The following is a 22,828-nucleotide window of genomic DNA, read 5'->3' on the forward strand; positions in this document are numbered from 1 at the left end:
ACGGCCTAGTGATCCCGTGCTGACGTCGCCGCGAGCCCCGACCGCACCACGTCGAGCACGCGCTCGGTCGTCTCCGGGTCCTTGCTGTAGCGCTGCATCGCCTGACAGCCCACGAGCAACGTCTTCACGTCGCGCACGGTGACGTCCGCCCGGATCTGCCCGGCCTGCTTGGCCCGCTCGACCAGTTCGCCCAGCATCGCGATGAACCGCTCCTCGACGCCCGTTGGCCCGGTGTCGGCCATGGCCTCCACGAGCCCCTGGTCGCTCGACCCCTCCTCGACCACGCGCCCGATGAACCGGAACAACGCCTCACCGGGCGCGGCCGTCTGGCTCAACTCCCGCCCCTGCTCCGCCATCTGATCGAGCCGGTGCGCGACGATCGCCTGGAACAGCGCCTCCTTGGTCGGGAAGTGCCGGTACAACGTCCCCGGCCCCACCCCCGCCCGCCGCGCGATCTCGTCCACCGGCACCGAGATCCCCTCGGCGGCGAACGTCTCGTAGGCGACCTCCAACAACCGCGCCCGATTGCGCGCGGCGTCGGCCCGCATCGGCTTCTCGGCCACGAACACCTCTCTTCCTGAGAACTTCCTGAAACTCCTCGACAAGCGGAGCAATCACTCCGTAAGGTTGAAACCGGAACGCACGACCCGATTCTAACCCCAAGGAGCCCCAGATGTCTCAGAACACCCCGCTGGCTTTCACCACCACGCCAGCTTCCTCGCTGTCAGCCCGCCCCACACCGCCTTTCAACACCGCGATGTCTATCGGCACCCCCTTGTGTCGCCACGCCGCATCGGCGCAGGAGACGCCCTCACCCCGGGGAACCCTGCCGCCTCGGGACATGCCGCCGTTCGGCGAAAATCTGCCGCGTCGGGGCATGTCGTCGTCCCGCGAAAGCCTGCTGTCTCGGGACATGTCGCCGCCCCGGCAAACCCAGCTGACTCGCGGCTCGCTATCGGCCCGCCTCCCGTTCGCACCTGGGCACACCTGTGTCCAGCGCAGCCATGAGAGAGCCCCGCTCGCCTTGGCCTCGCCCACCCTTCCTCTCCGCCACCTGGCCACTTCGGCAGATCGCGCACCCGACCGGCCACCGGAGAACGTGCGGGCCAGTCGCCCCACCGCGCCCCTCAACACCTTCGTCAGCCGCCCCGACGCCCCCACCTCTCGACACGGCGCGGCCACCCCTCGACGCGGCACCCCTACTACGCGATTCGGCACCTCGGCCCCGTCGGCCCTACCTTCGGCGCGCCCACTCACCGCGAACGGATGCACGCACTGCGGCACTCACAACGCCGACCTCAACCCAGAGCGCCAGCGCGGCTACCTGCGCACTGTCGTGAAGTCCACATTCGACAGATCCCGGCCACTCTGGGCCCACAGGGGAACGGGCACCACACCCACCCTGCTGCTGGATAGCCCAGCCAACTGTCGGTCCGCCGATACCGCTGTAGCCCGCCGCCAGGTCCATCCCGCCACCTCGCCGACGGCGCGATTACCCAGCTAGCGGGTGGACTGCGGTATGCCTGTCAGCCGTGGTCGCAGCACTGTGACCCGAACGCCGTCATGCCGCGTTCGGGTCGGCGCCCGGTGGTCGCCTCAGTAGCGGCGGGATGCACGTGGGCAGTTGGCGTGGCGAGCGAGGTGCTGCGGGCTGTGCAGTGCGGGCTAGTTGCCGTTGCGGGGGGAGTACTTGGCGCGGTGCGGGTGGGCGGTGGTGGTGCCGTTGTGGATGGTGGCGTCCATGAGGGTGCGGCCCAGGCCTGCTCGGGCGCGGAGGGCGGGGTGGGTCGCGCCGAAGTCGGCGTTGTTGGTGGCGGCATCGCCGGTGAAGGGGCCGGAGGCGAACAGGGCGTAGCTGACGACGGGTGCGCCCTCGGGCGTGAAGATGAGGCCTGCCTCGTTGCGCCCGTCGTTGAACCAGCCTGCCTTGGTGGCCACGCGCAGCCGCTCGGGGGAGGTGAGGCGCAGGCGGATGCCGTCGGTGAAGGAGGTGAGGGAGCGCAGCGCGTTCAGCAGGTACCGGGTCGAGGACTCGGTGAGGAGTTCGCCCGCCGCCAGGCGGTGCAGGAGAGTAGTCGTCTCACGAGGGGTGGTGGTGCCCAGGAAGAAGCGGTTCGGGTTGGTGACCGGCACGACCTGCGTGTGGGTGAAGCCCTTGGCGCGCAGGATGTCGTTCAGCTCTCGGGCCGGGCAGACCAGGCCGCACAGGCGGACGGCGGTGTTGTCGGACACCGTCAGCAGGGCGGCCATGGCGTGGCCGAGGGTGACCGAGCTGGGATAGGCGCCGTCCAGCCCGAAGATCCCGTCCGTGTCCTGGATGACGATGTCCGCGGTGACGTCGACCCGCTGGTCGAGTCGCAGCAGACCGCGGTCCACCTTGTCCAGGACGGCCACCGCCACGGCGATCTTGTTGACGCTGTACGCCTCGACCACGCGGTCGGCGTCGTCGGCGACGACATCGGCGAACCGACCGTCGGCGTCGGCCATCGACACCACCGACGACCACACACCGCCCGCACGGTGCGTCTCCCAGGCGTACCGGTAGGCGATGGCGTGGTGCGCCTCCGCCCGAGTGGTCGGAGGGGCGTCGCTGGGCCCGTCGTCGGTCGAGGCAGCGGGGGAGGGGGTGGGGGCGGGGGCGGAGGGGGCGGCTTGTGCTCGTGCGGTGACGGTGCCGAGGAGGGCGGTCGTCGCGGTCGTCGTCCCGAGTCCAAGCGCCGTGCGGCGGGTGAGTCGCATGTGGGCATCCAACCGTATCGGTGGACGGTCTGGTGGTGGATTGCCGAATCTGCTTCCGGGCTGCGGGACCGGCGCGGGGCGCAGTGGGAAGGCGGTGACAGTGGGCGGGGATGGTGGGTGCGTGAGGCGGGAAGGAGATGGGCGTGCGGGGCAGGGCAGGGTTCGGGGGTGGGCATAGCTCCGTGGGTGCCGACGGCCACAAGTGCAAAGGCCACCAGCACGCCAGGACGGGCATGGGTTCGTTGTGCGGTGGGGCGGCGTCGGGGTTAGAGGCGGCCCGCTTCTATGACTCGGTGGAGGAACTGCCGGGTTCGGGGATGGGTGGGGGAGGTGAGGATCTGGGACGGTGGGCCCTGTTCCACCAGCCTGCCCTCGTCTAGGAAACACACTCGGTCGGCTACCTGTTTGGCGAAGCCCATCTCGTGGGTGGCCATCAGGATTGTTCGACCGGTGGTGGCCAGGTCGCGGACCAGGGAGAGGACTTCGCCTACCAGTTCTGGGTCTAGGGCGCTGGTGATCTCGTCCAGGAGGAGCAGGCGGGGGTGGTAGGCGAGGGCGCGGGCGATCGCCACTCGTTGTTGTTGGCCGCCGGAGAGGTGGTCGGGGTAGGCGTTCGCCTTCTCTGGGAGGCCTACGCGGGCTAGGAGGGCCTGGGCGTCGGCTTCGGCTTGGGGGCGGGGGACGCCGTGGACTACCCGGGGGGCGAGGGTGATGTTGTCCAGCACCGTCATGTGGGGGAACAGGTTGAACGACTGGAACACCACGCCCATGGAGCGGCGGGCTATGTCGGGGTTCAGACGGGGGTCGGAGATGTCGACGCCGTCGAGGACGATCTGGCCGTCGTCTAGGTCCTCCAGAAGGTTCACGCAGCGCAGGAGGGTGGACTTGCCGGAGCCGGAGGCGCCGATGAGGACGACCACCTCGTGTTCGGCGACGTCGAGGTCGATCCCGTCCAGGACGCGGCGGCCGCCGTAGGACTTCGCCAGGCCGCGTACCGACAGCAGGGTCACAGCGCCCCCTGCCTGCGGGCCGCGCGGCGGGCCGCCAGGTCGGCCAGGCGGGCGGAGGGGATGGCCAGCAGGACGAACAGCAGGCCCGCGACCACGTACGGGGTGAAGTCGTACGCCGTGGCCGCCGAGATCTGCGCCGCCCGCACGGCGTCCACCGCGCCCAGGACCGAGATGAGGCCGCAGTCCTTCTGCAGGGCAACGAAGTCGTTCAGCAGGGCCGGGGTCACCCGCCGGACCGCTTGGGGGAGGATGACCAGGCGCATGGTGCGGCGGTGGTCGAGGCCGAGGGAGCGCGCCGCCGCCAGCTGGGACGGGTGGACGGACTCGATCCCGGCGCGGAACACCTCCGCGACGTACGCCGAGTACACCAGCACCAGCGCGATGCCGCCGAGCAGCACCGGATCGTTCGGGACGCCGGTGAGCCGCAGGCCGGGGAGGCCGAACCCGATCAGGTACAGGCAGATCAGCAGCGGCAGCCCGCGGAACAGGTCCACGTACGCCGTGGCGAGCGCCCGCAGCGGGAACCACACCGGCCCGCGCAGCGAGCGCAGGAACGCGATCAGCAGGCCCAGCGCCACGATCACCACCGCGCACACCACGAGCACCCGCAGGTTGAGCCACAGCCCCGCCGCCACCGACGGCAGCGACGCGACCGCGACGTCCCAGTCCAGGAACGACTCGCGCACCCGGGGCCAGCCCGGCGCGCCCGTCACCGCGAAGTACGCCGCCGCCGCGAACACCAGGGTCGAGACCAGCGCCACCAGGGTGGAGCGGCGGGCGCGGGAGCGCCGGTAGGCCAGGCGCTCCCGCTGCAGCTCGCTGATCACCGCAGCTCGGGCGCGGTGGTCGAGCTCGCCAGCCACTCCTGTTCCAGTCGGGCGAGGATGCCGTTGGCGCGCAGGGCCTCTACCGCGCTGGACACGCACTGGGTCAGCGGGCTGCCCTTGTCCAGCACGATGCCGAACTGCTCGGGCTTGCCGTTGCCGCGCGGGAGCTGGCCGACGATCTTGCCGTCGGTCAGCTCGGCCGAGGTCATGTAGAACGCTGTGGGCAGGTCCAGGACCAGCGCGTCGATCTGGCCGCTGGTGAGGGCGGCCTTGGCGTCGTCGTTGGTGTTGTAGACCGCGACGTCCTGTTCGGCGCCCAGGGCGGCCGCGGCGGCGTAGCTGGTGGTGCCGACCTGGGCGCCCAGCTTCACCGCGCGCAGGCCCTCCAGGGTGGTCACCTCGGCGGCGGGGGAGGAGCTCAGGGTGATCACCGCCTGCGCAACGTCGTAGTACGGGGCCGAGAAGTCCACGGCCTGGCGGCGTTCCTCGGTGATCGAGAATTCGGTCAGGTTGGCGTCGAAGGTCTTCCTGCCCGGCTGGATGGCTGCGTTGAACGGCACCCGGGTCCAGACGACGTCGCCGCGGTCGTAGCCCAGGTACTCGGCCACCGCGTAGGCGACGGCGGACTCGAAGCCGCGGCCGTTGGACGGGTCGTTGTCCTGGTACCACGGCTGGTAGACCGGCTCGTCCGTGGCGAAGGTGAACGTGCCCGGGGTGAGCGTGGGCAGCGTCGCCTTCACGCAGGACGGGCCGGTCGGGGTCGGCTGCTCGGCCACCGGCGCGCACGCGGTGAGCACGAGTGCGCCGAGAAGGGCGGTCATGCGCATGCCCGACATCATCGCGGGCGGCGCAGGAGATAGGTATCCATGATCCAGCCCTTGGACGCCCGCGCCGCCTCCCGCTCGCGCCGGATCCGCTCGCCGACCTCGGACACCCGCCCGCTGATGAGGATCTCGTCCGGGGTGCTGACGTAGGCGCCCCAGCGGATCTCGGCGTCCGGATAGGCCAGGAACGCGCACTGCGCGTCCAGCATCACCACCAGGTCGTCGACCCCGTCCGGCCAGCCCGAGGCCAGCCGCCGCCCGGTCGTGATCTGGACCGCGCCGCCGACCTGGTTGAGCGTGGTGGCGTGCTTGGCGGCGAGCGCGGACACGCTGCTGATGCCCGGGACGACGCCCAGCTCGAAGTCCGTCCCGCGCGACCGCACGTCCTCCAGCACCGCGATGACGCTGTCGTAGAGCGACGGGTCGCCCCACACCAGGAACGCGCCGACCTCGTCCGGCCCCAGCTCGCCGACCATCTCCGCGCACACGTCCGCGCGCCGGGTCCGCCAGTCGTCCACCGCCGCCGTGTACCCCGGCGACACCCGGTCGCGGTCGGGGTCGGCGCCGCGCACGATCCGCGCCTGGGGGGCGTAACGGCTGATCAGCGCCTCGCGCAGGGCCATCAGCTCGCCCGCGGCGTCCGCCTTGTCCAGCAGGAACACCACGTCGACCCGGCCCAGCACGGCGACGGCCTGGACGGTGATCTGGTCGGGGTCGCCCGCGCCGATCCCGACTACCTCGATGCGCATAGCGCCAGAACTTAGCCGTTGAGCGTGCGGCTCCGACCGCGGAACTCGGCGACCACCTCGTCACCGCGGGTGACCGTCACGTCGTAGATGCCGCTGCGCCCGTAGCGGGTGCGCTCGGTGGCGCGGGCTGTCAAGCGGTCGCCCTGGTACACCGGAGCGACAAATGTCACGTCCGCGCCCGCGGCGACGGTGACCGGCCCGTGGCTGTTGCACGCGCAGGCGAAGGCGGTGTCGGCGAAGAGGAAAACGTAGCCGCCGTGGCCAATGCCGTGGCCGTTGACCATCGCGCCGGTGACAGTCATCGTCAGTTCGGCCCAGCCGGGGCCCGCGCCCGCCACCTCGATGCCCAGTGCGGTGGACGCGGTGTCGTCGGCCATCATGCGGACCACGGGTTCGGGGATCACCGGGGTGATGCTACGGCGATGAGGTCGCCCACACCTTGGTTGCCCTTCCGACAGTAGGACGTCAAACTAAATGGGTCACCCGACCGCAGGAGGCTGACGATGACCGCACCGCTGCACCGCCCCGCGAACCCCGTCCGGTTCGTCACCGCGGCGAGCCTGTTCGACGGCCACGACGCCGCCATCAACATCATGCGGCGCATCCTGCAGAGCCAGGGCGCCGAGGTGGTGCACCTCGGCCACAACCGCTCGGTCCGCGAGGTGGTGACCGCCGCCCTGCAGGAGGACGTCCAGGGCGTGGCCATCAGCGCCTACCAGGGCGGACACGTCGAGTACTTCACCTACCTCGTCGACCTGCTCAACGAGGAGGGCGCGGGCCACATCAAGGTCTACGGCGGCGGTGGCGGCGTCATCGTGCCCGCCGAGATCGCCCTGCTGCACGAGCGCGGCGTCGCCCGGATCTTCTCCCCGGAGGACGGCCAGCGCCTCGGCCTGGCCCGCATGATCAACACCATGGTCGAGGCCTGCGACCACGCCCTGCCCGCCGACGTCGACGCCGAGGCCCTGCTCGCGGGCGACCAGCGCGCTCTCGCCCGCGCCATCACCCTCATCGAGGACGGCCGCATCCCCGACGACCTGCGCGAAGTCGTCACCGAGGCGGCCGGGTCCCGGGAGGTGCCCGTGCTGGGCATCACCGGCACCGGCGGTTCGGGCAAGTCGTCGCTGACCGACGAGCTGGTCCGCAGGCTGCGCGTGGACCAGCAGGACAAGCTGCGGGTGGCGGTCATCGCCGTCGACCCGACCCGCCGCAAGGGCGGCGGCGCGCTGCTGGGCGACCGCATCCGCATGAACAGCATCGAGGGCGGCCCGGTCTTCTTCCGCTCGCTGGCCACCCGGGGCGCCGAGACCGAGGTGCCCGGCGGCCTGGCCGACGCCATCGCCGCCTGCAAGGCCGCCGGGCACGACCTGGTCATCGTCGAGACCCCCGGCATCGGCCAGGGCGACGCGGCCATCGTGCCGTTCGTCGACGTCTCCCTCTACGTGATGACGCCCGAGTTCGGCGCTGCCTCGCAGCTGGAGAAGATCGACATGCTCGACTTCGCCGACGTCGTGGCCATCAACAAGTTCGAGCGCCGCGGCGCCGAGGACGCCCGCCGCGACGTGGCTCGCCAGCTCGTGCGCAACCGCGAGGCGTTCGGCGCGCAGTGGTCGGACATGCCGGTCTACGGCACCAGCGCCGCCACCTTCAACGACGACGGCGTCACCGCCCTCTACCAGGAGCTGCGCGGCCTCCTCGCGGCCAAGGGCGTCGCCTTCGGCGACGGCGTGCTCCCGCGCGTGGAGACCAAGACCTCCCGGCACGCGGCCAGCGTGGTGCCGCTGTCCCGCCAGCGCTACCTCTCCGACATCGCCGACGCCGTGCGCGCCTACCACCGCCGCACCGACGAGCAGGTGGCCGCCGTCCGCGAGTACCGGGCGCTGGAGACGGCCCGCCGGGCCATCAAGGACAACCCGTCCGCCGACCTCGACCGCGTCGCCGAGGCCGCCGCCGAGAAGGTCGACCGCGATGTCCGGGTCGCGCTGGAGGAGTGGCCGAAGACCGTCGAGCAGTACCGGGCCGAGGAACTCGTGGTCAAGGTCCGCGACAAGGAGCTGCACACGCCGCTCTGGCGGGAGACGCTCTCGGGCAACAAGGTCCCGCGCGTGGCGCTGCCGCGCTTCGACGACGACGCCAGCCTGGTGCGCTTCCTGCGCAAGGAGAACCTGCCGGGCCGCTTCCCGTTCACCGCGGGCGTGTTCCCGTTCAAGCGCGAGGGCGAGGACCCCGCGCGCATGTTCGCAGGCGAGGGCGACGCCTTCCGCACCAACCGCCGCTTCAAGCTGCTCTCGGAGGGCAACCCGGCGACCCGGCTGTCCACCGCGTTCGACTCGGTGACCCTCTACGGCCGCGACCCCGACACCCCGCCGGACATCTACGGCAAGATCGGCACCTCGGGCGTCTCAATCGCCAGCCTCGACGACATGAAGGCCCTCTACGCGGGCTTCGACCTCACCGCGCCGACGACCTCGGTGTCGATGACGATCAACGGGCCCGCCCCGACGATCCTGGCCTACTTCCTTAATACGGCGATCGACCAGCGCGTGGACGCCTTCGTCGAGGAGCACGGCAGGCAGCCGGACGAGCAGGAGCGCAAGGAGCTGGCCGCCTGGGCGCTGGCCAACGTGCGCGGCACGGTGCAGGCCGACATCCTCAAGGAGGACCAGGGCCAGAACACCTGCATCTTCTCCACCGAGTTCAGCCTGCGGATGATGGCCGACATCCAGGAGTGGTTCATCCGCAACAGGGTCCGCAACTTCTACTCGGTGTCGATCTCGGGCTACCACATCGCCGAGGCGGGCGCGAACCCCATCAGCCAGCTGGCGTTCACCCTGGCCAACGGCTTCACCTACGTGGAGTCCTACCTGGCCAGGGGCATGGACATCGACGACTTCGCGCCCAACCTGTCGTTCTTCTTCTCCAACGGCATGGACGCGGAGTACTCCGTCATCGGACGGGTCGCCCGCCGCATCTGGGCGGTGGCGATGAAGGAGCGCTACGGGGCCAACGAGCGCTCGCAGAAGCTGAAGTACCACGTGCAGACCTCCGGGCGCTCGCTGCACGCCCAGGAGATGAACTTCAACGACATCCGCACGACGCTGCAGGCGCTGTGCGCGCTGTACGACAACGCGAACTCGCTGCACACCAACGCCTACGACGAGGCGATCACCACCCCGACCGAGTCCAGCGTCCGCCGCGCGATGGCCATCCAGCTGATCATCAACCGCGAGTGGGGCCTGTCGATGAACGAGAACCCGCTGCAGGGCTCGTTCGTCATCGACGAGCTGACCGACCTGGTGGAGGAGGCCGTGCTCGCCGAGTTCGACCGGCTCTCCGACCGCGGCGGCGTCCTCGGCGCGATGGAGACCGGCTACCAGCGCGGCCGCATCCAGGACGAGTCGATGCTCTACGAGCACCGCAAGCACGACGGCTCGCTGCCGCTGATCGGCGTCAACACGTTCCTGCCGCCGGAGGGCGACGAGGACCAGGTCGTCGAGATCGAGCTGGCCCGCGCGACCGAGGCGGAGAAGGAGTCGCAGGTCGCCAGGACCCGCGCCTACCAGCAGGCGCACCGCGCCGAGGCCGCCGACGCGCTGGCCCGGCTGCGCGCGGCCGCCCGCACCGACGAGAACGTCTTCGAGGTCCTGATGGACGCCGCCCGCGTCTGCACGCTCGGTCAGATCACCGAGGCGTTCTTCGAGGTGGGCGGGCAGTACCGGCGCAATATCTGAGCGATACTGTGCCGTGGCCCGCCAGAAGCGGGCCCGAACGAAAGGGGAGCCGGTGATCAGCCGCGTCGGAGTGGTCGGATCGGGCCTGATGGGCTCGGGCATCGCGGAGGTCTGCGCCCGGGCCGGGGTCGACGTCGTCGTCGCCGAGGTCAACAGCGCCGCCGCGGACGCCGGGCGCGCCCGGGTCGAGAAGTCGCTGGAGCGCGGGGTCCGCAGCGAGAAGCTGACCGCGGACGAGCGCGACGCCGCGTTGGCCAGGCTGCGCTTCACCACCTCGCTGGACGAGTTCGCCGACCGCCAGCTGGTGGTCGAGGCGGTCGCGGAGATCGAGTCGGTCAAGACCGAGGTGTTCACCACCCTGGACAAGGTCGTCGAGGACCCCGAGGCGATCTTCGCCTCCAACACCTCGTCGATCCCGATCATGAAGCTGGGCATGGCCACGGCCCGCCCGCAGCAGGTCATCGGCGTGCACTTCTTCAACCCGGTGCCGGTGCTGAAGCTGGTCGAGCTGGTCCCGTCGCTGCTGACCGCCGAGGAGACCAAGGACCGGGCGAAGGCGTTCGTCGAGGGGGTGCTGGGCAAGGAGGTCATCGCCTCCCAGGACCGCGCGGGCTTCGTCGTCAACGCGCTGCTCGTGCCCTACCTGCTCTCCGCGATCCGCATGCTGGAGTCCGGCTTCGCCTCCGCCGAGGACATCGACAAGGGCATGATCCTGGGCTGCGCGCACCCGATGGGCCCGCTGCGCCTGACCGACCTCATCGGCCTGGACACCACCAAGGCGATCGCGGACTCGCTGTACGAGGAGTTCAAGGAGCCCCTGTACTCCGCGCCGCCGCTGCTGCTGCGCATGGTCGACGCCGGGCTCATGGGCAAGAAGTCCGGCCGGGGCTTCTACCAGTACTGAGCACAACGGGGGCCGGGCCGACCCGGCCCGGCCCCCGTCCCCCTGCCCTACGCCGGGACCATGCCCATGAAGAGGAGCCGGTTCGGCGACCCGGCGCCCGGGTTGACCACGACGCCGGGCGTCGCGTTGTCGGCCAGGGCCGCCGCGGTCTGCCACGCCGTGTCGCCGGGGAACCGGTGCCGCCAGAGCGCGGCGGTGCCGGTCACGTGCGGCGCGGCCATCGAGGTGCCGCTGAGCGTGGCGTAGGCGGTGTCGGAGCTGCCCCACGCCGAGTAGATCGACCCGCCCGGCGCGAACAGGTCCAGGCACGGGCCGTAGCTGGAGAACGCGGAGCGGTAGTCGTTGCTGTTGGTCGAGCCGACCGTCGTCGCGGCAGGCGTGCTCGCGGGCGACTGCAGGCAGGCGTTGTTGTTGGAGTTGCCCGCCGAGACCGAGTAGTGCACGTTCGCGGCGATGGAGTTGGCGACGGCGGTGTTCAGCGGCGCGTAGGTCCCGCCGCCGAGGCTCATGTTGGCCACCGCCCGGGTGCCCGGGTTCATGATCGCGTTGTTGGTCACCCAGTCGACGCCCGCGATGACCCCGGCGTAGGAGCCCGAGCCCGCGCAGTTGAGCACGCGGACCGACACCAGCTGCACGTCCTTGGCGACGCCGACGGTCTGGCCGCCCACGGTGCCCGCCACGTGCGTGCCGTGGCCGTGGCAGTCGTTGCCGGGCGGGAACACGCCGCCGACGGTGTCGATGCCGTAGATGGCCTGGCCGTTGAACTCCTGGTGGGTGTAGCGGATGCCGGTGTCGATGATGTACGCCTTCACCGAGGGCGCGGTGTTGGGGTGGTGGTACTTGGTGTCGAAGGGCAGCGACCGCTGGTCGATGCGGTTGAGGCCCCAGGACGGCGGGCTGGTCTGCACCTGCAGCGCCGTGGTGCGCACCTCGGCGTCCTGCCAGATGCCGCGGAAGCGCCTGTCCTCGGTCAGCTTGCGGGCCTGCTCGGCGTCGGCCTTGACGGCGAAGCCCTTCAGCGCGCTGGTGTAGAGGTGGACGATGCCGATGCCGTACTGGCGGGCCACCTCGTCGGCGGTCCGCTTGACCACGTCGGCGGACGCCTGCTCGTCGGCGAGCAGGGCGAGGTAGCTGTCGGGGATCGGCTCGGCTGCGGTGGTGACGCGCCCGGGCGCGGTGTCGGCGAGCGCGAGCCCGGTGGGGCTGGCGGCCACCGGGCTGACGACGCCGCCGAGCGCGGTGGCCACGGCCGCGGCGAGGACGAGCCTGCGGGTGAGCTTCATCGGTCTCCTCCATGCGGGAATCGGGACATCCGCAAGGAGAACCGCGCGCGGTTGCGACCGGGTTGTGGACCGGTTGCAAGGGCCGGTGGAGCGGGGGGCGACCCGGTCCACCGGCCCGCTCCCGGGCGGGACCGGTCCGGGAGCGCTACTTGCCGAAGCCCGCGGTGAGGCCGGTCAGCAGGAACCGCCGCCCGATCAGGTACACCACGAAGATCGGCAGCACGGACAGCGTCACCGCGGCCAGCAGGCCGGGCACGTTGGCGCCGAACTGGCCCTGGAACTCCCACAATCCCAGGGTCAGCACCCGCGTGTCGGTCGACTGGGTCAGCACCAGCGGGAACAGGAAGCCGTTCCACGCCGTCAGCGCCGTGTAGATCAGCACGGTCATCACCGCGGGCTTGGCCAGCGGGAGGACCAGGTGGCGCAGCGTCTGCAGCGGGGACGCGCCGTCGAGTTCCTGGGCCTCGTACAGCTCGCGCGGCACGTCCCGCAGGCTGTTCACCAGCACCAGCGTCGCCACGGGCAGGGCGAAGGCGGCGGTGGGCAGGATGATCGCGGTCAGGCTGTCGTAGAGGTGCAGCCGGGTGATGAGCAGGTACACCGGGATGATCGTCGCCTGCGCCGGGATCGCCAGGCCCATCAGCAGCAGCGTGAAGCCGTAGCGCACGACGGCGCTCGTGCTGCGGGCCACCGCGTAGGCGCAGGGGACGGCCAGCGCGATCACCAGGGCGACCGTCCCGACCGTCACGATGACGTTGTTGAGCAGGTAGGTGCCGAACCCGCCCTCCAGCACCGTCGCGTAGTTGTCCAGCGTCGGGTTCTCCGGCAGGGAGAGCGAGTCGCCGGTCAGGTACTCGCCCCGGTTGCGCAGGCTCCCGCTGAGCAGGTAGTACAGCGGGACGATCACCACGACGAGCCACAGCGCGGCGCCGACACCCGCCACCAGGTTCGGCCGCGCGCGTCGACGCGGGTGGACCGGGGGCGCCTGCCTCACCGTGGGTCGGATCTGCACGGCGGTCACTGGCCCTCCTGCTGGCTTTGCATTGAGCGGAAGCGGGTCACCTTCATCGTGATGAGCGACAGGGCGGTGCCCAGCACGAGCAGCAGCACCGCGATGGTGCTCGCATAGCCCATCTGGAACCCGGCGAACCCGGTGTCGTACATGTAAAGCGGGGCGATCCGGGTGGCGGTGCCCGGGCCGCCGTTGGTCAGGATCAGCACGGTGTCGAACGTGGTCAGCGAGCCGACCATCATCAGGATCGACGAGGTCACCACGGTGTAGCGCAGCTGCGGCAGCGTCACGAACCAGAACCGGCCCCAGCGGGACGCGCCGTCGATCAGCGCCGCGTCGTAGAGCACGACCGGGATGTTGCGGGCCGCGCCCTGGTACAGCAGCGCGTGGAACGGGATGTACTGCCAGCTCACCACGAACACGACCGTGTAGAGCGCGATCTCCGGGTCGCCGAGGAAGCCGATCGACTGCAGCGCGGTCACCGACTGCGGCAGGCCGAAGTTCGGGTCGAGCAGGACCTGCCAGAGCAGGGCGATCGCGGCCGTCGACAGCAGCAGCGGGATGAAGAACAGCGCGCTCAGGATCGCCCGGTTGCGCTGCCTGCCCGCCGACCAGGCCCCCATCAGCAGTGCGACGGGGGTCTGGACGGCCCAGGTGAGCACGATGAACACCGCCGTCCGCCCCAGCGACTCGCGCGCGGCGGCGTCGGTGAGCAGCCGCGACCAGTTCTCCAGGCCCAGGAACGCGGGCGTGCCCAGGCCGTCCCACGCCGTCAGGCTCAGGTACACGACCAGGACCATCGGGAGGGCGGCGAAGATCCCGAAGAACGCGAACGCGGGGAGCGCGTACGCCGGGGACGGGCGGACGGTGGTCATCAGTTGGTCTCCGCTGAGTGGGTCAGGCAGTCGGTCAGGCGCGGTTGGCGAGCGAGTCGGCGAACGCCTGCGGGGTCAGGTTGCCCAGGAAGAACTCCTGCAACTGGGTGAGCATGAACTCGGCCTGGTCGGCGGGCAAGTCCTGGTCCCAGGAGAGCTGGAACACCGGCGCGTTCTTGGCCAGCTCGTAGACCCAGGTGGTGTACTCCGCGTTCGGGGCGGACTTGAGCTGCTCCTCGATGCCCGCGACCGCGGGGACGTCACCGGCGTCGATGAGCGCCTTGACGTACTCGGGCGTGGTCAGCTGGGTGGAGACGAACTCCTTGGCGGCCTCCAGCTGCGGGGAGCCCTCGGTCAGCGAGTAGTAGTTCGTCGCGTTGCCGACCACGGTGCCCGCCTGGCCCTTGCCGCCCGCGATGGACGGGAACGCGACCCAGCCGAGGTCGCCTGCCTTGACGAAGTCCGGGCTCTGGCTCAGCTGGTTGGTGTACTCCCACGAGCCCATCAGGTGCATGGCCGCGCGGCCCTGGGCGAGCAGGGTGGACGCGCCGCCGATGTCGTAGCCGACGGAGGCGAAGTTGTCGCCGAAGGCGCCCTTGTCGATCAGGCCCTTGAGCACGGTCATCGCCTCGACGACCTTGGGGTCCTTCCAGCCCTGCGGCCCGTTGTCGCGGATGTTCTGGAACACCTCGGACCCGGCGATGCGGTCGAGCACGTACTCCGCCCACATCAGCTCGGTCCACGCCTGCGACCCGGCCAGCGCGATCGGCGTGACGCCCTTGGCCTTGAACGTGTCGACCAGGCCGAGCAGGTCGTCCCAGGTCTTCGGCGGCTGCGCGCCCGCCTCGGCGAACACCTTCTTGTTGTAGAACAGGACCACCGGCTGCATGCCGCGCATCGGGATGCCGTAGTGCTTGCCGCCGATCTTGGCCCCGTCGAGCACGCTCGGCAGGAACGCCGACTTCAGCTGCGGGTTGGCCTCCAGCAGGCCGGTCAGGTCGGCGACCTTGCCCGCGTCGACGTACTCCTTGAGGTTGCCGCCGCCCCAGTTGAAGAACACGTCCGGGGCCTGCGGCGAGCCCAGGGCCACCCGCAGCTTCTGCTTGTACGGGTCGTTGCCGAAGGTCTCCAGCTTGGCGCGGTCGGCGCCGAAGCGGTTGATCGAGTCCTGCTCGATCTTGTTGAGCGCATCGTCCTGCAGGGCCCAGATGACGACCGGTTCCTGCGCGCCACCGCCCGCGCCCGGACCGGCCGTGCCGCAGGCCGCCAGCGCGGCTGCGGCGAGCACCGCGCCAACGGCCCGAAGCCGTGTTCCGAATCGGCGCCTCATCGCACCGCCCACCTTCCGAAAGTTTTTCGATATATCCCCGACTCGGCGAGGAAATTAGGCCCGTCCGAATCCCGTGTCAAGACTCACACGCTATCGCAATAGTTTCGAGTATCCGCTGCTCAGGCGCATATTCGCTGGTATCGGGGCGTGTCGATCTGCCGAAACTCTTGGCTCTTGTGTTTCGGAGAGGTTTCGAGAAAACTGCTGGCAGATCGGCGAGGAGGAGCGATGACACGCAGGGATGAATCCGGGGAGGCGGACAAGCTATGACCGGACCTCGCACTCGGCGGCCGACCCTGGCCACCATCGCGCAGGCCGCCGGGGTGTCGCTGCCCACGGTGTCGAAGGTGCTCAACGGCAAGGACGACGTGGCCGCCGAGACCCGCGCCCGGGTCCGCAGGCTGCTGGAGGAGCACGCCTACGTGCCGGTCGGCGCGCGCCGCGCCGCCACCGACACGGTCGTGGTCGACCTGGTGTTCACCGCGCTCGACAGCCCGTGGGCCGTGGAGATAATCCGCGGCGTGGTCGAGTCCGGCGTCGAGCCGGTGGTCTCGGCGATGGCGGGCAACCGCGACTGGGCTGCCAAGCTGGTGCGCACCCGGCGCGCGGGCGCGCTGCTGGTGACCTCCGAGCTGACCAAGACCGACCTGCGGCTGCTGGAGCGTGCCCGGGTCCCGCTGGTGGTCATCGACCCCGCGGACCTGCCCAGCCCGGACGTGCCCAGCGTCGGCGCGACGAACTGGGCTGGCGGGCTGGCCGCGACCGAGCACCTGCTGGAGCTGGGCCACCGGCGCGTCGCCGTCATCGGCGGCCCCTACGGCTTCCTGTGCAGCAAGGCGCGCATAGACGGCTACCGCACGGCGCTGGAGCGCGCGGGCATCGCCGTCGACCCGGACCTGGTGCGCCACGGCGACTTCCACCACGAGAGCGGCTACCGGCACGCGCTGGAGCTGCTGGCCCTGCCGGAGCCGCCCACGGCGATCTTCGCCGGGAACGACGAGCAGGCGATGGGCGTCATCGAGGCCGCGCGCGGGCTCGGCCTCGACGTGCCCGGCGCGCTGAGCGTCGTCGGGTTCGACGACCTGCCGGTGGCCCGCTGGTCCGCCCCGCCGCTGACCACCGTGCGCCAACCGCTGGCCGAGATGGGCAGGCTGGCCGGGCGCATGCTCGCCGACCTCATCGCGGGCACGCCGCCGCGCAGCCACCGCCTGGAGCTGGCCACGCCGCTCATCGTGCGCGCCACCACCGCACCACCGGCGGACCGCCCGCCCCTCAACAGCCCCACCACGAACGACTGATCAACGCGGATCCCGAAGGCGCGGTCCACGAGACCGCGCCGATCCGCCCTGCCCGAGGAGTGTTGTGACCATCCCCGCCCGCACCAGCGGAGCCGCATGGGCCGATCCGGCGCGCCCGGTGGACGAGCGCGTCGCGCTGCTCGTCGCCGAGCTGACCCTGGAGGAGAAGCTCGCCCAACTCGTCGGTGTCTGGGTCGGCGTGTCCGACACCGACGAGGAGGTCGCCCCGGCCCAGCACGAGTTCGCCGAGCCGCTGCCGCCGTGGGACGAGCTGACCCGGCCCGGCCTCGGCCAGCTCACCCGGGTGTTCGGCACCCGGCCGGTGGAGCCGTCGGTCGGCGCGAAGGTGCTCGCGGAGACCCAGCGGCGGCTGGTCGCCAACTCCCGGCACGGCATCCCGGCGATGGCGCACGAGGAGTGCCTCGCGGGCTTCACCGCGTGGCAGGCCACGGTCTGCCCGATCCCGCTGGCCTGGGGCGCGACCTTCGACCCCGACGCCGTGGAGCGGATGGCCGCGCTGATCGGCGGCACCATGCGCGAGGTCGGCGTGCACCAGGGCCTGGCCCCGGTGCTGGACGTGGCCCGCGACCCCCGCTGGGGGCGCACGGAGGAGACGATCGGCGAGGACCCGTACCTGGTCGGGCTGGTCGGCGCGGCCTACACCCGCGGCCTGGAGTCCTCCGGGATCGTCGCCACGCTCAAGCACTTCGCCGGGTACTCGGCCTCCCGGGGCGGGCGCAACCACGCCCCGGTGTCGGTGGGCGCCCGGGAGTTCCGCGACGTGCTGCTGCCGCCGTTCGAGATGGCGCTGCGGCTGGGCGGGGCCCGGTCGGTAATGAACTCCTACGCCGCTGTCGACGGTGTTCCCCCGGCGGCGGACCCGACCCTGCTGACCGGGCTGCTGCGCGAGGAGTGGGGCTTCGCGGGCGTCGTCGTGGCGGACTACTTCGCGGTGTCGTTCCTGGAGACGATGCACGGCGTCGCCGACTCGCCCGGCGCCGCCGCCGGTCTGGCGCTGGCGGCGGGCATCGACGTCGAGCTGCCCAGCGTGCGCTGCTACGGCGAGCCGCTGGCCGAGCTGGTGCGCTCGGGCGCGGTCGCCGAGGAGCTGGTCGACCGGGCGCTGACCAGGGTGCTGCGGCAGAAGTGCGAGCTGGGCCTGCTCGACGCCGACTGGGAGCCGACCTCGGCCGACGCGGTCGACCTCGCCCCGCCCGCGCTGCGCGCGGTGGCGCGGGAGCTGGCGGAGAAGTCCGTGGTGCTGCTGGACGACAACGGCACGCTGCCGCTGGCCGCGCCCGAGCGGATCGCGGTCGTCGGGCCGTGCGCGGACGAGGTGCTGTCGCTGTTCGGCTGCTACAGCTTCCCCAACCACGTCGGCACCCTGCACCCGGACGTCCCGCTGGGCGTCGAGGCGCCCACCCTGCTGGCCGCGCTGCGGGACGAGTTCCCCGCGTCGTCGGTGCTCTACGAGCCCGGCTGCCCGGTGGACGTCGATGACCGCACCGGCATCGACGCGGCCGTCTCGCTGGCGACCGCGGCGGACGTGTGCGTCATCGCGCTCGGGGACCGGTCCGGGCTGTTCGGCCGGGGCACCTCCGGCGAGGGCTGCGACGCCGCCGACCTGGCGCTGCCCGGCGCGCAGAACGCGCTGCTGGACGCCATCCTGGCGACGGGGACCCCGGTCGTGCTGGTGGTGCTGTCGGGTCGGCCGTACGCGCTGGACGTGTCCGGACGGGCCGCCGTGGTCCAGGCGTTCTTCCCCGGCGAGGCGGGCGGCGCGGCGGTCGCGGGCGTGCTGTCCGGGCGGGTCAACCCGTCCGGGAGGCTGCCCATCCAGGTGCCCCGCCACCCCGGCGGCCAGCCGCACGGCTACCTGCACGCCCGGCTCGACGCCCCCAGCGGCATCACCGCCGCGGACACCACGCCCGCCTACGCCTTCGGCCACGGCCTGTCCTACACCACGTTCTCCTACGACGACCTCGCCTTCGACACCACCGAGGTGCCGACCGACGGCGCGTTCACCGTCTCGTGCACGGTGACGAACACCGGGGAGCGCGCGGGCGCCGAGGTCGTCCAGCTGTACCTGCACGACCCGGTCGCCTCGGTGGCCCGCCCGGTCCGCCTGCTGACCGGGTTCGCGCGGGTCGAGCTGGCCCCGGGCGAGGCGAAGCGGGTCAGCATGCGCGTGCACGCCGACCGGACCGCGTTCGCCGGGGTCGGCGGCGGGCTGGTGGTCGAGCCGGGCGCGCTCGCCGTCCACATCGGAGCGTCGAGCGCGGACACCCGGCTCTCCGGCGAGGTCCGGCTCACCGGCGCTGTCCGATCCGTCGGGCACGACCGCGTTCTCACGACCGACGTCGAGGTCTCACCTGCTCTGTGAGGAGGTCCCATGCTCGTACGGTTATCCAGGCTCCGGGTTCTGGCCACGGCGGTGCTGGTCGCCGTGGCCGGGCTCGCGGTCCCGGCCGCGGCGGCGCCGCGGCCCGGCGGCGGGCCGATCACCCCCGGCGGCTACGTCGCCGAGAGCCAAGGCCCCGGGCGGTTCCCGCTGGTGGCCGACGGCAGGGCCGCGCCCATCCTGGTCGATGACGCCGATTTCGCAGGCGTCCGCAGGGCGGCGGGCGACCTGCGCGCCGACATCGAGCGGGTCACCGGGATCGCGCCCGCGATCGGCGGGCGCGGGCGCGAGGTCGTCATCGTCGGCACGCTCGGGCGCAGCCCGCTGGTCGACGACCTCGTCCGGCGCGGCAAGGTCGACGCGCGCGGCGTCGCGGGCAAGTGGGAGACCGCCGTGCAGCAGGTGGTCGAGCACCCGATGCCCGGCGTGCGCCGGGCGCTGGTGATCGCGGGCAGCGACCAGCGGGGCACGATCTTCGGCGTCTACGACGTGTCCAAGTCAATCGGCGTCTCGCCCTGGTACTGGTGGGACGACGTCACCCCGCAGCACCGCGACGAGCTGCACGTCCTGCCCGGACGGCACACCCAGGGCACACCCGCGGTCAAGTACCGGGGGTTCTTCATCAACGACGAGAACCCCGCGCTCGGCCGCTGGGCGCCGCGCCACTTCGGCCCCGGGCACGCCCCCGGCCACCCGAACGGCTTCAACTCCGCGTTCTACGGCAAGGTCTTCGAGACCATGCTGCGGCTGAAGGCCAACTACCTGTGGCCCGCGGTGTGGGGCCGGGCCTTCGCCGAGGACGACCCGGAGAACCACCGGACCGCTACCGAGTACGGCGTCGTCATGGGCACCTCGCACGAGGCCCCGATGATGCGCGGCATCGAGGAGTGGAACCGCCACGCCACCCCGGCCGTCCGCGACGCCGACGGGACCATCGTCACCCCGGGCAGCGACCCGTACGGCGGCACGGGCGAGTGGAGCTTCCGGCGCAATCGCGCGGCCATCGAGGCGTACTGGGCCGACGGCGTGCGGCGCATGGTGCGCGAGGGCTTCGAGGGCGTGGTCACGCTCGGCATGCGCGGCAACGGCGACGTGAGCCTGCCCGACGGCGACGGCATCGAGCTGATGAACGAGATCATCCGCACCCAGCGGGCGATCCTGGAGCGCGAGGCGGGCGGCGACATCACCGGCATCCCGCAGGTGCAGACCCTCTACAAGGAAGTCCAGCGGTACTGGGACAAGGGCCTGCGCCCGCCGGACGACGTCACGGTGGTGTTCTGCGACGACAACTGGAGCAACATGCGCAAGCTGCCCGCGGACGAACCGCGCGCGGGCGGGTACGGCATATACTACCACTTCGACTACGTCGGCGGCGGCCGCAACTACAAGTGGGTCGACACGATGCTGCTGCCCAACGTGTGGGAGCAGCTCGACCACACCTACAACGCGGGTGTGGACCGGCTGTGGGTGGTCAACGTCGGCGACATGAAGAACCAGGAGCTGCCGTTGCAGTTCTTCCTGGACTACGCCTGGAAGCCGATCCCGCAGCACGGGCTGGACGACTGGGAGCGCGGCTACGCCGCCCAGAACTTCGGCCAGGAGCTCGCCGGGCCGATCGCCGACGTGCTGCGCGAGTACGGGAAGCTGCAGTCCGACCGCAAGCCCGAGCTGCTCAACCGGCGCATCACCGTGGACTCGAGCAAGGACATCGCTACCGATTCGTCGGCAGTGGTGTACGACGACCGGCAGACACCGTTCAGCATCACGAACTACCGGGAGATCGAGCGGGTCACCGACCAGTGGCGGGAACTGGCCCGGCGCGCCGAGCACATCGGACGGTCCGTGCCACCGCACCTCCAGGACGCCTACTACCAACTGGTGTACTACCAGGTGAAGGCGAGCGCGAACCTGTACGAGCTGCGGGAAGCCAACTTCACCAACCGGCTCTACGCCGCGCAGGGCCGGGCCGCGACGAACGACCTGGCCGACGTCGCCGAGGCCCGCTTCGCCGACGACCAGGCCATGTCCGACTACTACAACCACACGCTCGCGGGCGGGAAGTGGGAAGGCTTCCAGACCCAGCCCAAGATCGGCTACGGCGACGTCGAGCGCTACGGGCCCAACGCGCCGTGGCAGCAGCCCGAGCGCAACCACGAGGCCCTGCCGGACGAGATCTACCCGGCGGTCAAGCGCATCGAGCTGCCCGACCGGGCCGAGCTCGGGGTCGCGGTCGACGGGTCGGACCAGTGGTGGCCGCACGCGGACACCCCGGCCGTGCTGCCGACGTTCAGCCGGTACCAGGCGCAGGCGCCGCAGTACGTCGAGGTGTTCAACCGGGGCGCGGTCGCGTTCGACTACCGCATCGAGCCCGGCGCGCCGTGGCTGCGGGTCGACAAGCAGCACGGTGTCGTGGACACGCAGGTCCGGGCGACGTTCAGCGTCGACTGGAAGCGGGTTCCGCGCGGCAAGCACACCGTGCCGGTGACGGTGACCGGAGCCGGGCGGACCGTGACGGTCCAGGCCATTGTGGACAACACGAGGATCAGGCCGCGCGGTTTCGTGGAGGCCAACGGGTACGTGTCGATGGAGGCCGACCACTACTCGCGGGTGGTGAACGGCGACGGCGTCCGGTGGGTGCGGATCGACGACATCGGCCGCACGGGCAACGGCATGGAGCCCTACCCGCTGCGCGCGCCGCGACAGACTCCCGGCGGCGACAGCCCGCGCCTGGAGTACGAGATGACGCTCACCACGACCGGCCCGGTGCGCGTGCACGCGTACCTGTCCCCGCGCAACAACGTGTTCGACACCGACGGGCTCAAGTACGCGGTGAGCTTCGACGGTCAGGAGCCGCAGACGGTCAACATCACCACGGCGACCGGCGCCAACGACACGACGATGAACAAGCAGTGGGAGCGCAACACGTCGGACAACGTCAACCTGACGACCACCACGCACGTGATCGACCGGCCCGGGACGCACACGCTGAAGTTCTGGATGGTCGACCCGACGGTCGTCGTGCAGAAGATCGTTGTCGACACCGGTGGGCTGCTGCCCAGCTACCTCGGGCCCCCGGAGAGCATGCGGGTGCGTTAGTCGCGGATGGCGCCCTCGGCCGTGTGACGCGGCCGAGGGCGCCGTCGTCTTACGCGGGCCGTCGGTATTCGGCGATCCAGTGCCAGCGCGGCGGCGGGGCGTCGTCCCTCGGCGGCTCCTCGGCGAGCGAGACCAGGTCGAGGCCGTGCGTGGTGAACGACCGCAGCTCCTCGGCGGTCAGCGGCAGCGCGATGCGGTCGGGCTCGTCGTCGGGCCGGGCGCGGAAGCCGACGACCAGCAGCCTGCCGCCGGGGGCGACGAACCCCGCGATCGCGGCGATGGCGGCGGCCCGGTCGTCGCCGCGCAGCACCTGGACGGTGTAGGCCTCGAAGACGACGTCGAACGCGCCCGCCCACTCCGCCATCGGCTCCAGCACGTCCGCGGCGTGGAAGTCGATGTCGGGGTAGGTCTCCCGGGCCGCGGCGACGGCGGTGGGGGACAGGTCGAACGCGGTCACCCGGTAGCCGCGGGCGGCCAGGTGCGCGGCGTCGTGGCCGTAGCCGCAGCCCACGACGATGGCCCGGCCGCCGGACCACTCCCGCAGCCGGGGGTTGGGCTCGGTGCGGTGCCAGGGCACGGCGGGGCCGCCGCTCTCGGCCTCGTCGTAGAGCTGCTCGAACCAGTGCCGGTCGCCCGCGGCGTTGGCGGCGACGGCCATGCGCGTGGCGCGCTCGTGGTCGGGATCGCGATAGGTCACACGCGACAGGATGCCTGAATGAACAAGCGCGAAACCTACTCACCAGTGCATG

17 protein-coding genes are annotated in these 22,828 nt (G+C 71.3%); 5 read left to right on the forward strand and 12 right to left on the reverse strand.

What is annotated here, in order from left to right; genetic code table 11:
- Positions 1-5: 5 nt before the first annotated feature.
- From IEY98_RS23955 to paaI, 7 genes are all read right to left on the reverse strand, one after another.
- Positions 6-563, reverse strand: coding sequence for a TetR/AcrR family transcriptional regulator (locus IEY98_RS23955; protein WP_229787315.1), 558 nt, complete (start codon positions 561-563; stop codon positions 6-8).
- 1,102 nt (positions 564-1,665) lie between these two features.
- Positions 1,666-2,739, reverse strand: a complete 1,074-nt coding sequence (locus IEY98_RS33180) for a serine hydrolase (RefSeq protein ID WP_189212853.1) — start codon at positions 2,737-2,739, stop codon at positions 1,666-1,668.
- Positions 2,740-3,005: 266 nt separating this feature from the next.
- A complete protein-coding gene (locus IEY98_RS23965) occupies positions 3,006-3,749 on the reverse strand; it encodes an amino acid ABC transporter ATP-binding protein (RefSeq protein WP_308425921.1) in 744 nt (247 codons plus the stop codon).
- On the reverse strand, positions 3,746-4,612 hold the full coding sequence (locus tag IEY98_RS23970) for an amino acid ABC transporter permease (RefSeq protein ID WP_189212854.1): 867 nt from the start codon (positions 4,610-4,612) through the stop codon (positions 3,746-3,748). Before IEY98_RS23970 ends, IEY98_RS23965 begins: the two co-directional genes overlap by 4 nt.
- Positions 4,573-5,403 (reverse strand): ABC transporter substrate-binding protein, encoded by an 831-nt coding sequence (locus IEY98_RS23975; RefSeq protein ID WP_189212855.1) that lies wholly within the window; start codon positions 5,401-5,403, stop codon positions 4,573-4,575. Before IEY98_RS23975 ends, IEY98_RS23970 begins: the two co-directional genes overlap by 40 nt.
- An 8-nt stretch (positions 5,404-5,411) precedes the next feature.
- A complete protein-coding gene (cobF, locus tag IEY98_RS23980) occupies positions 5,412-6,149 on the reverse strand; it encodes a precorrin-6A synthase (deacetylating) (RefSeq protein ID WP_189212856.1) in 738 nt (245 codons plus the stop codon).
- Positions 6,150-6,160: 11 nt separating this feature from the next.
- Positions 6,161-6,529 (reverse strand): hydroxyphenylacetyl-CoA thioesterase PaaI, encoded by a 369-nt coding sequence (gene paaI / locus IEY98_RS23985; protein WP_189212979.1) that lies wholly within the window; start codon positions 6,527-6,529, stop codon positions 6,161-6,163.
- A gap of 123 nt (positions 6,530-6,652) precedes the next feature.
- Here paaI and icmF point away from each other — a divergent pair, with 123 nt between their 5' ends.
- Positions 6,653-9,880, forward strand: coding sequence for a fused isobutyryl-CoA mutase/GTPase IcmF (icmF, locus tag IEY98_RS23990; protein WP_189212857.1), 3,228 nt, complete (start codon positions 6,653-6,655; stop codon positions 9,878-9,880).
- Between the two features lie 52 nt (positions 9,881-9,932).
- Complete coding sequence (locus tag IEY98_RS23995; RefSeq protein ID WP_258907362.1) at positions 9,933-10,784, forward strand: 3-hydroxybutyryl-CoA dehydrogenase; 852 nt, start codon at positions 9,933-9,935, stop codon at positions 10,782-10,784.
- Between the two features lie 47 nt (positions 10,785-10,831).
- Here IEY98_RS23995 and IEY98_RS24000 read toward each other — a convergent pair whose 3' ends face one another.
- The 4 genes from IEY98_RS24000 to IEY98_RS24015 form a co-directional block, all read right to left on the reverse strand.
- Positions 10,832-12,067 (reverse strand): S8 family peptidase, encoded by a 1,236-nt coding sequence (locus IEY98_RS24000; protein ID WP_189212859.1) that lies wholly within the window; start codon positions 12,065-12,067, stop codon positions 10,832-10,834.
- A gap of 145 nt (positions 12,068-12,212) precedes the next feature.
- On the reverse strand, positions 12,213-13,088 hold the full coding sequence (locus tag IEY98_RS24005) for a carbohydrate ABC transporter permease (RefSeq protein ID WP_189212860.1): 876 nt from the start codon (positions 13,086-13,088) through the stop codon (positions 12,213-12,215).
- A complete protein-coding gene (locus IEY98_RS24010) occupies positions 13,085-13,954 on the reverse strand; it encodes a carbohydrate ABC transporter permease (RefSeq protein ID WP_189212861.1) in 870 nt (289 codons plus the stop codon). The genes IEY98_RS24005 and IEY98_RS24010 overlap by 4 nt, the downstream gene beginning before the upstream one ends.
- Before the next feature lie 34 nt (positions 13,955-13,988).
- Positions 13,989-15,242: an extracellular solute-binding protein gene (locus IEY98_RS24015; protein WP_229787317.1), complete on the reverse strand. Its 1,254-nt coding sequence runs from the start codon at positions 15,240-15,242 to the stop codon at positions 13,989-13,991.
- A gap of 308 nt (positions 15,243-15,550) precedes the next feature.
- Here IEY98_RS24015 and IEY98_RS24020 point away from each other — a divergent pair, with 308 nt between their 5' ends.
- From IEY98_RS24020 to IEY98_RS24030, 3 genes are all read left to right on the forward strand, one after another.
- Complete coding sequence (locus IEY98_RS24020) at positions 15,551-16,582, forward strand: LacI family DNA-binding transcriptional regulator (RefSeq protein WP_189212863.1); 1,032 nt, start codon at positions 15,551-15,553, stop codon at positions 16,580-16,582.
- A 64-nt stretch (positions 16,583-16,646) separates the two neighbouring features.
- Complete coding sequence (locus tag IEY98_RS24025; protein ID WP_189212864.1) at positions 16,647-18,965, forward strand: beta-xylosidase/alpha-l-arabinosidase; 2,319 nt, start codon at positions 16,647-16,649, stop codon at positions 18,963-18,965.
- A gap of 9 nt (positions 18,966-18,974) precedes the next feature.
- A complete protein-coding gene (locus IEY98_RS24030; protein ID WP_189212865.1) occupies positions 18,975-22,079 on the forward strand; it encodes a glycosyl hydrolase 115 family protein in 3,105 nt (1,034 codons plus the stop codon).
- A 49-nt stretch (positions 22,080-22,128) separates the two neighbouring features.
- On the opposite strand, the gene IEY98_RS24035 is transcribed toward IEY98_RS24030, so the two are convergent.
- The gene (locus IEY98_RS24035) at positions 22,129-22,776 is read right to left on the reverse strand and encodes a class I SAM-dependent methyltransferase (protein ID WP_189212866.1); all 648 of its coding nucleotides are present in this window, start codon (positions 22,774-22,776) and stop codon (positions 22,129-22,131) included.
- Positions 22,777-22,828: the final 52 nt, after the last annotated feature.

This window comes from Actinokineospora fastidiosa, assembly GCF_014648415.1.
In the GTDB taxonomy this organism is placed as follows: Bacteria; Actinomycetota; Actinomycetes; order Mycobacteriales; family Pseudonocardiaceae; genus Actinokineospora; species Actinokineospora fastidiosa.

Coding starts and splice junctions, on each gene's coding strand:
- paaI (WP_189212979.1), bottom strand. CDS start 6,529: ATGATGGCCGACGACACCGCGTCCACCGCACTGGGCATCGAGGTGGCG.
- IEY98_RS24010 (WP_189212861.1), bottom strand. CDS start 13,954: ATGACCACCGTCCGCCCGTCCCCGGCGTACGCGCTCCCCGCGTTCGCG.
- IEY98_RS23975 (WP_189212855.1), bottom strand. CDS start 5,403: ATGCGCATGACCGCCCTTCTCGGCGCACTCGTGCTCACCGCGTGCGCG.
- icmF (WP_189212857.1), top strand. CDS start 6,653: ATGACCGCACCGCTGCACCGCCCCGCGAACCCCGTCCGGTTCGTCACC.
- IEY98_RS33180 (WP_189212853.1), bottom strand. CDS start 2,739: ATGCGACTCACCCGCCGCACGGCGCTTGGACTCGGGACGACGACCGCG.
- IEY98_RS24000 (WP_189212859.1), bottom strand. CDS start 12,067: ATGAAGCTCACCCGCAGGCTCGTCCTCGCCGCGGCCGTGGCCACCGCG.
- cobF (WP_189212856.1), bottom strand. CDS start 6,149: ATGCGCATCGAGGTAGTCGGGATCGGCGCGGGCGACCCCGACCAGATC.
- IEY98_RS24030 (WP_189212865.1), top strand. CDS start 18,975: ATGCTCGTACGGTTATCCAGGCTCCGGGTTCTGGCCACGGCGGTGCTG.
- IEY98_RS24020 (WP_189212863.1), top strand. CDS start 15,551: ATGACCGGACCTCGCACTCGGCGGCCGACCCTGGCCACCATCGCGCAG.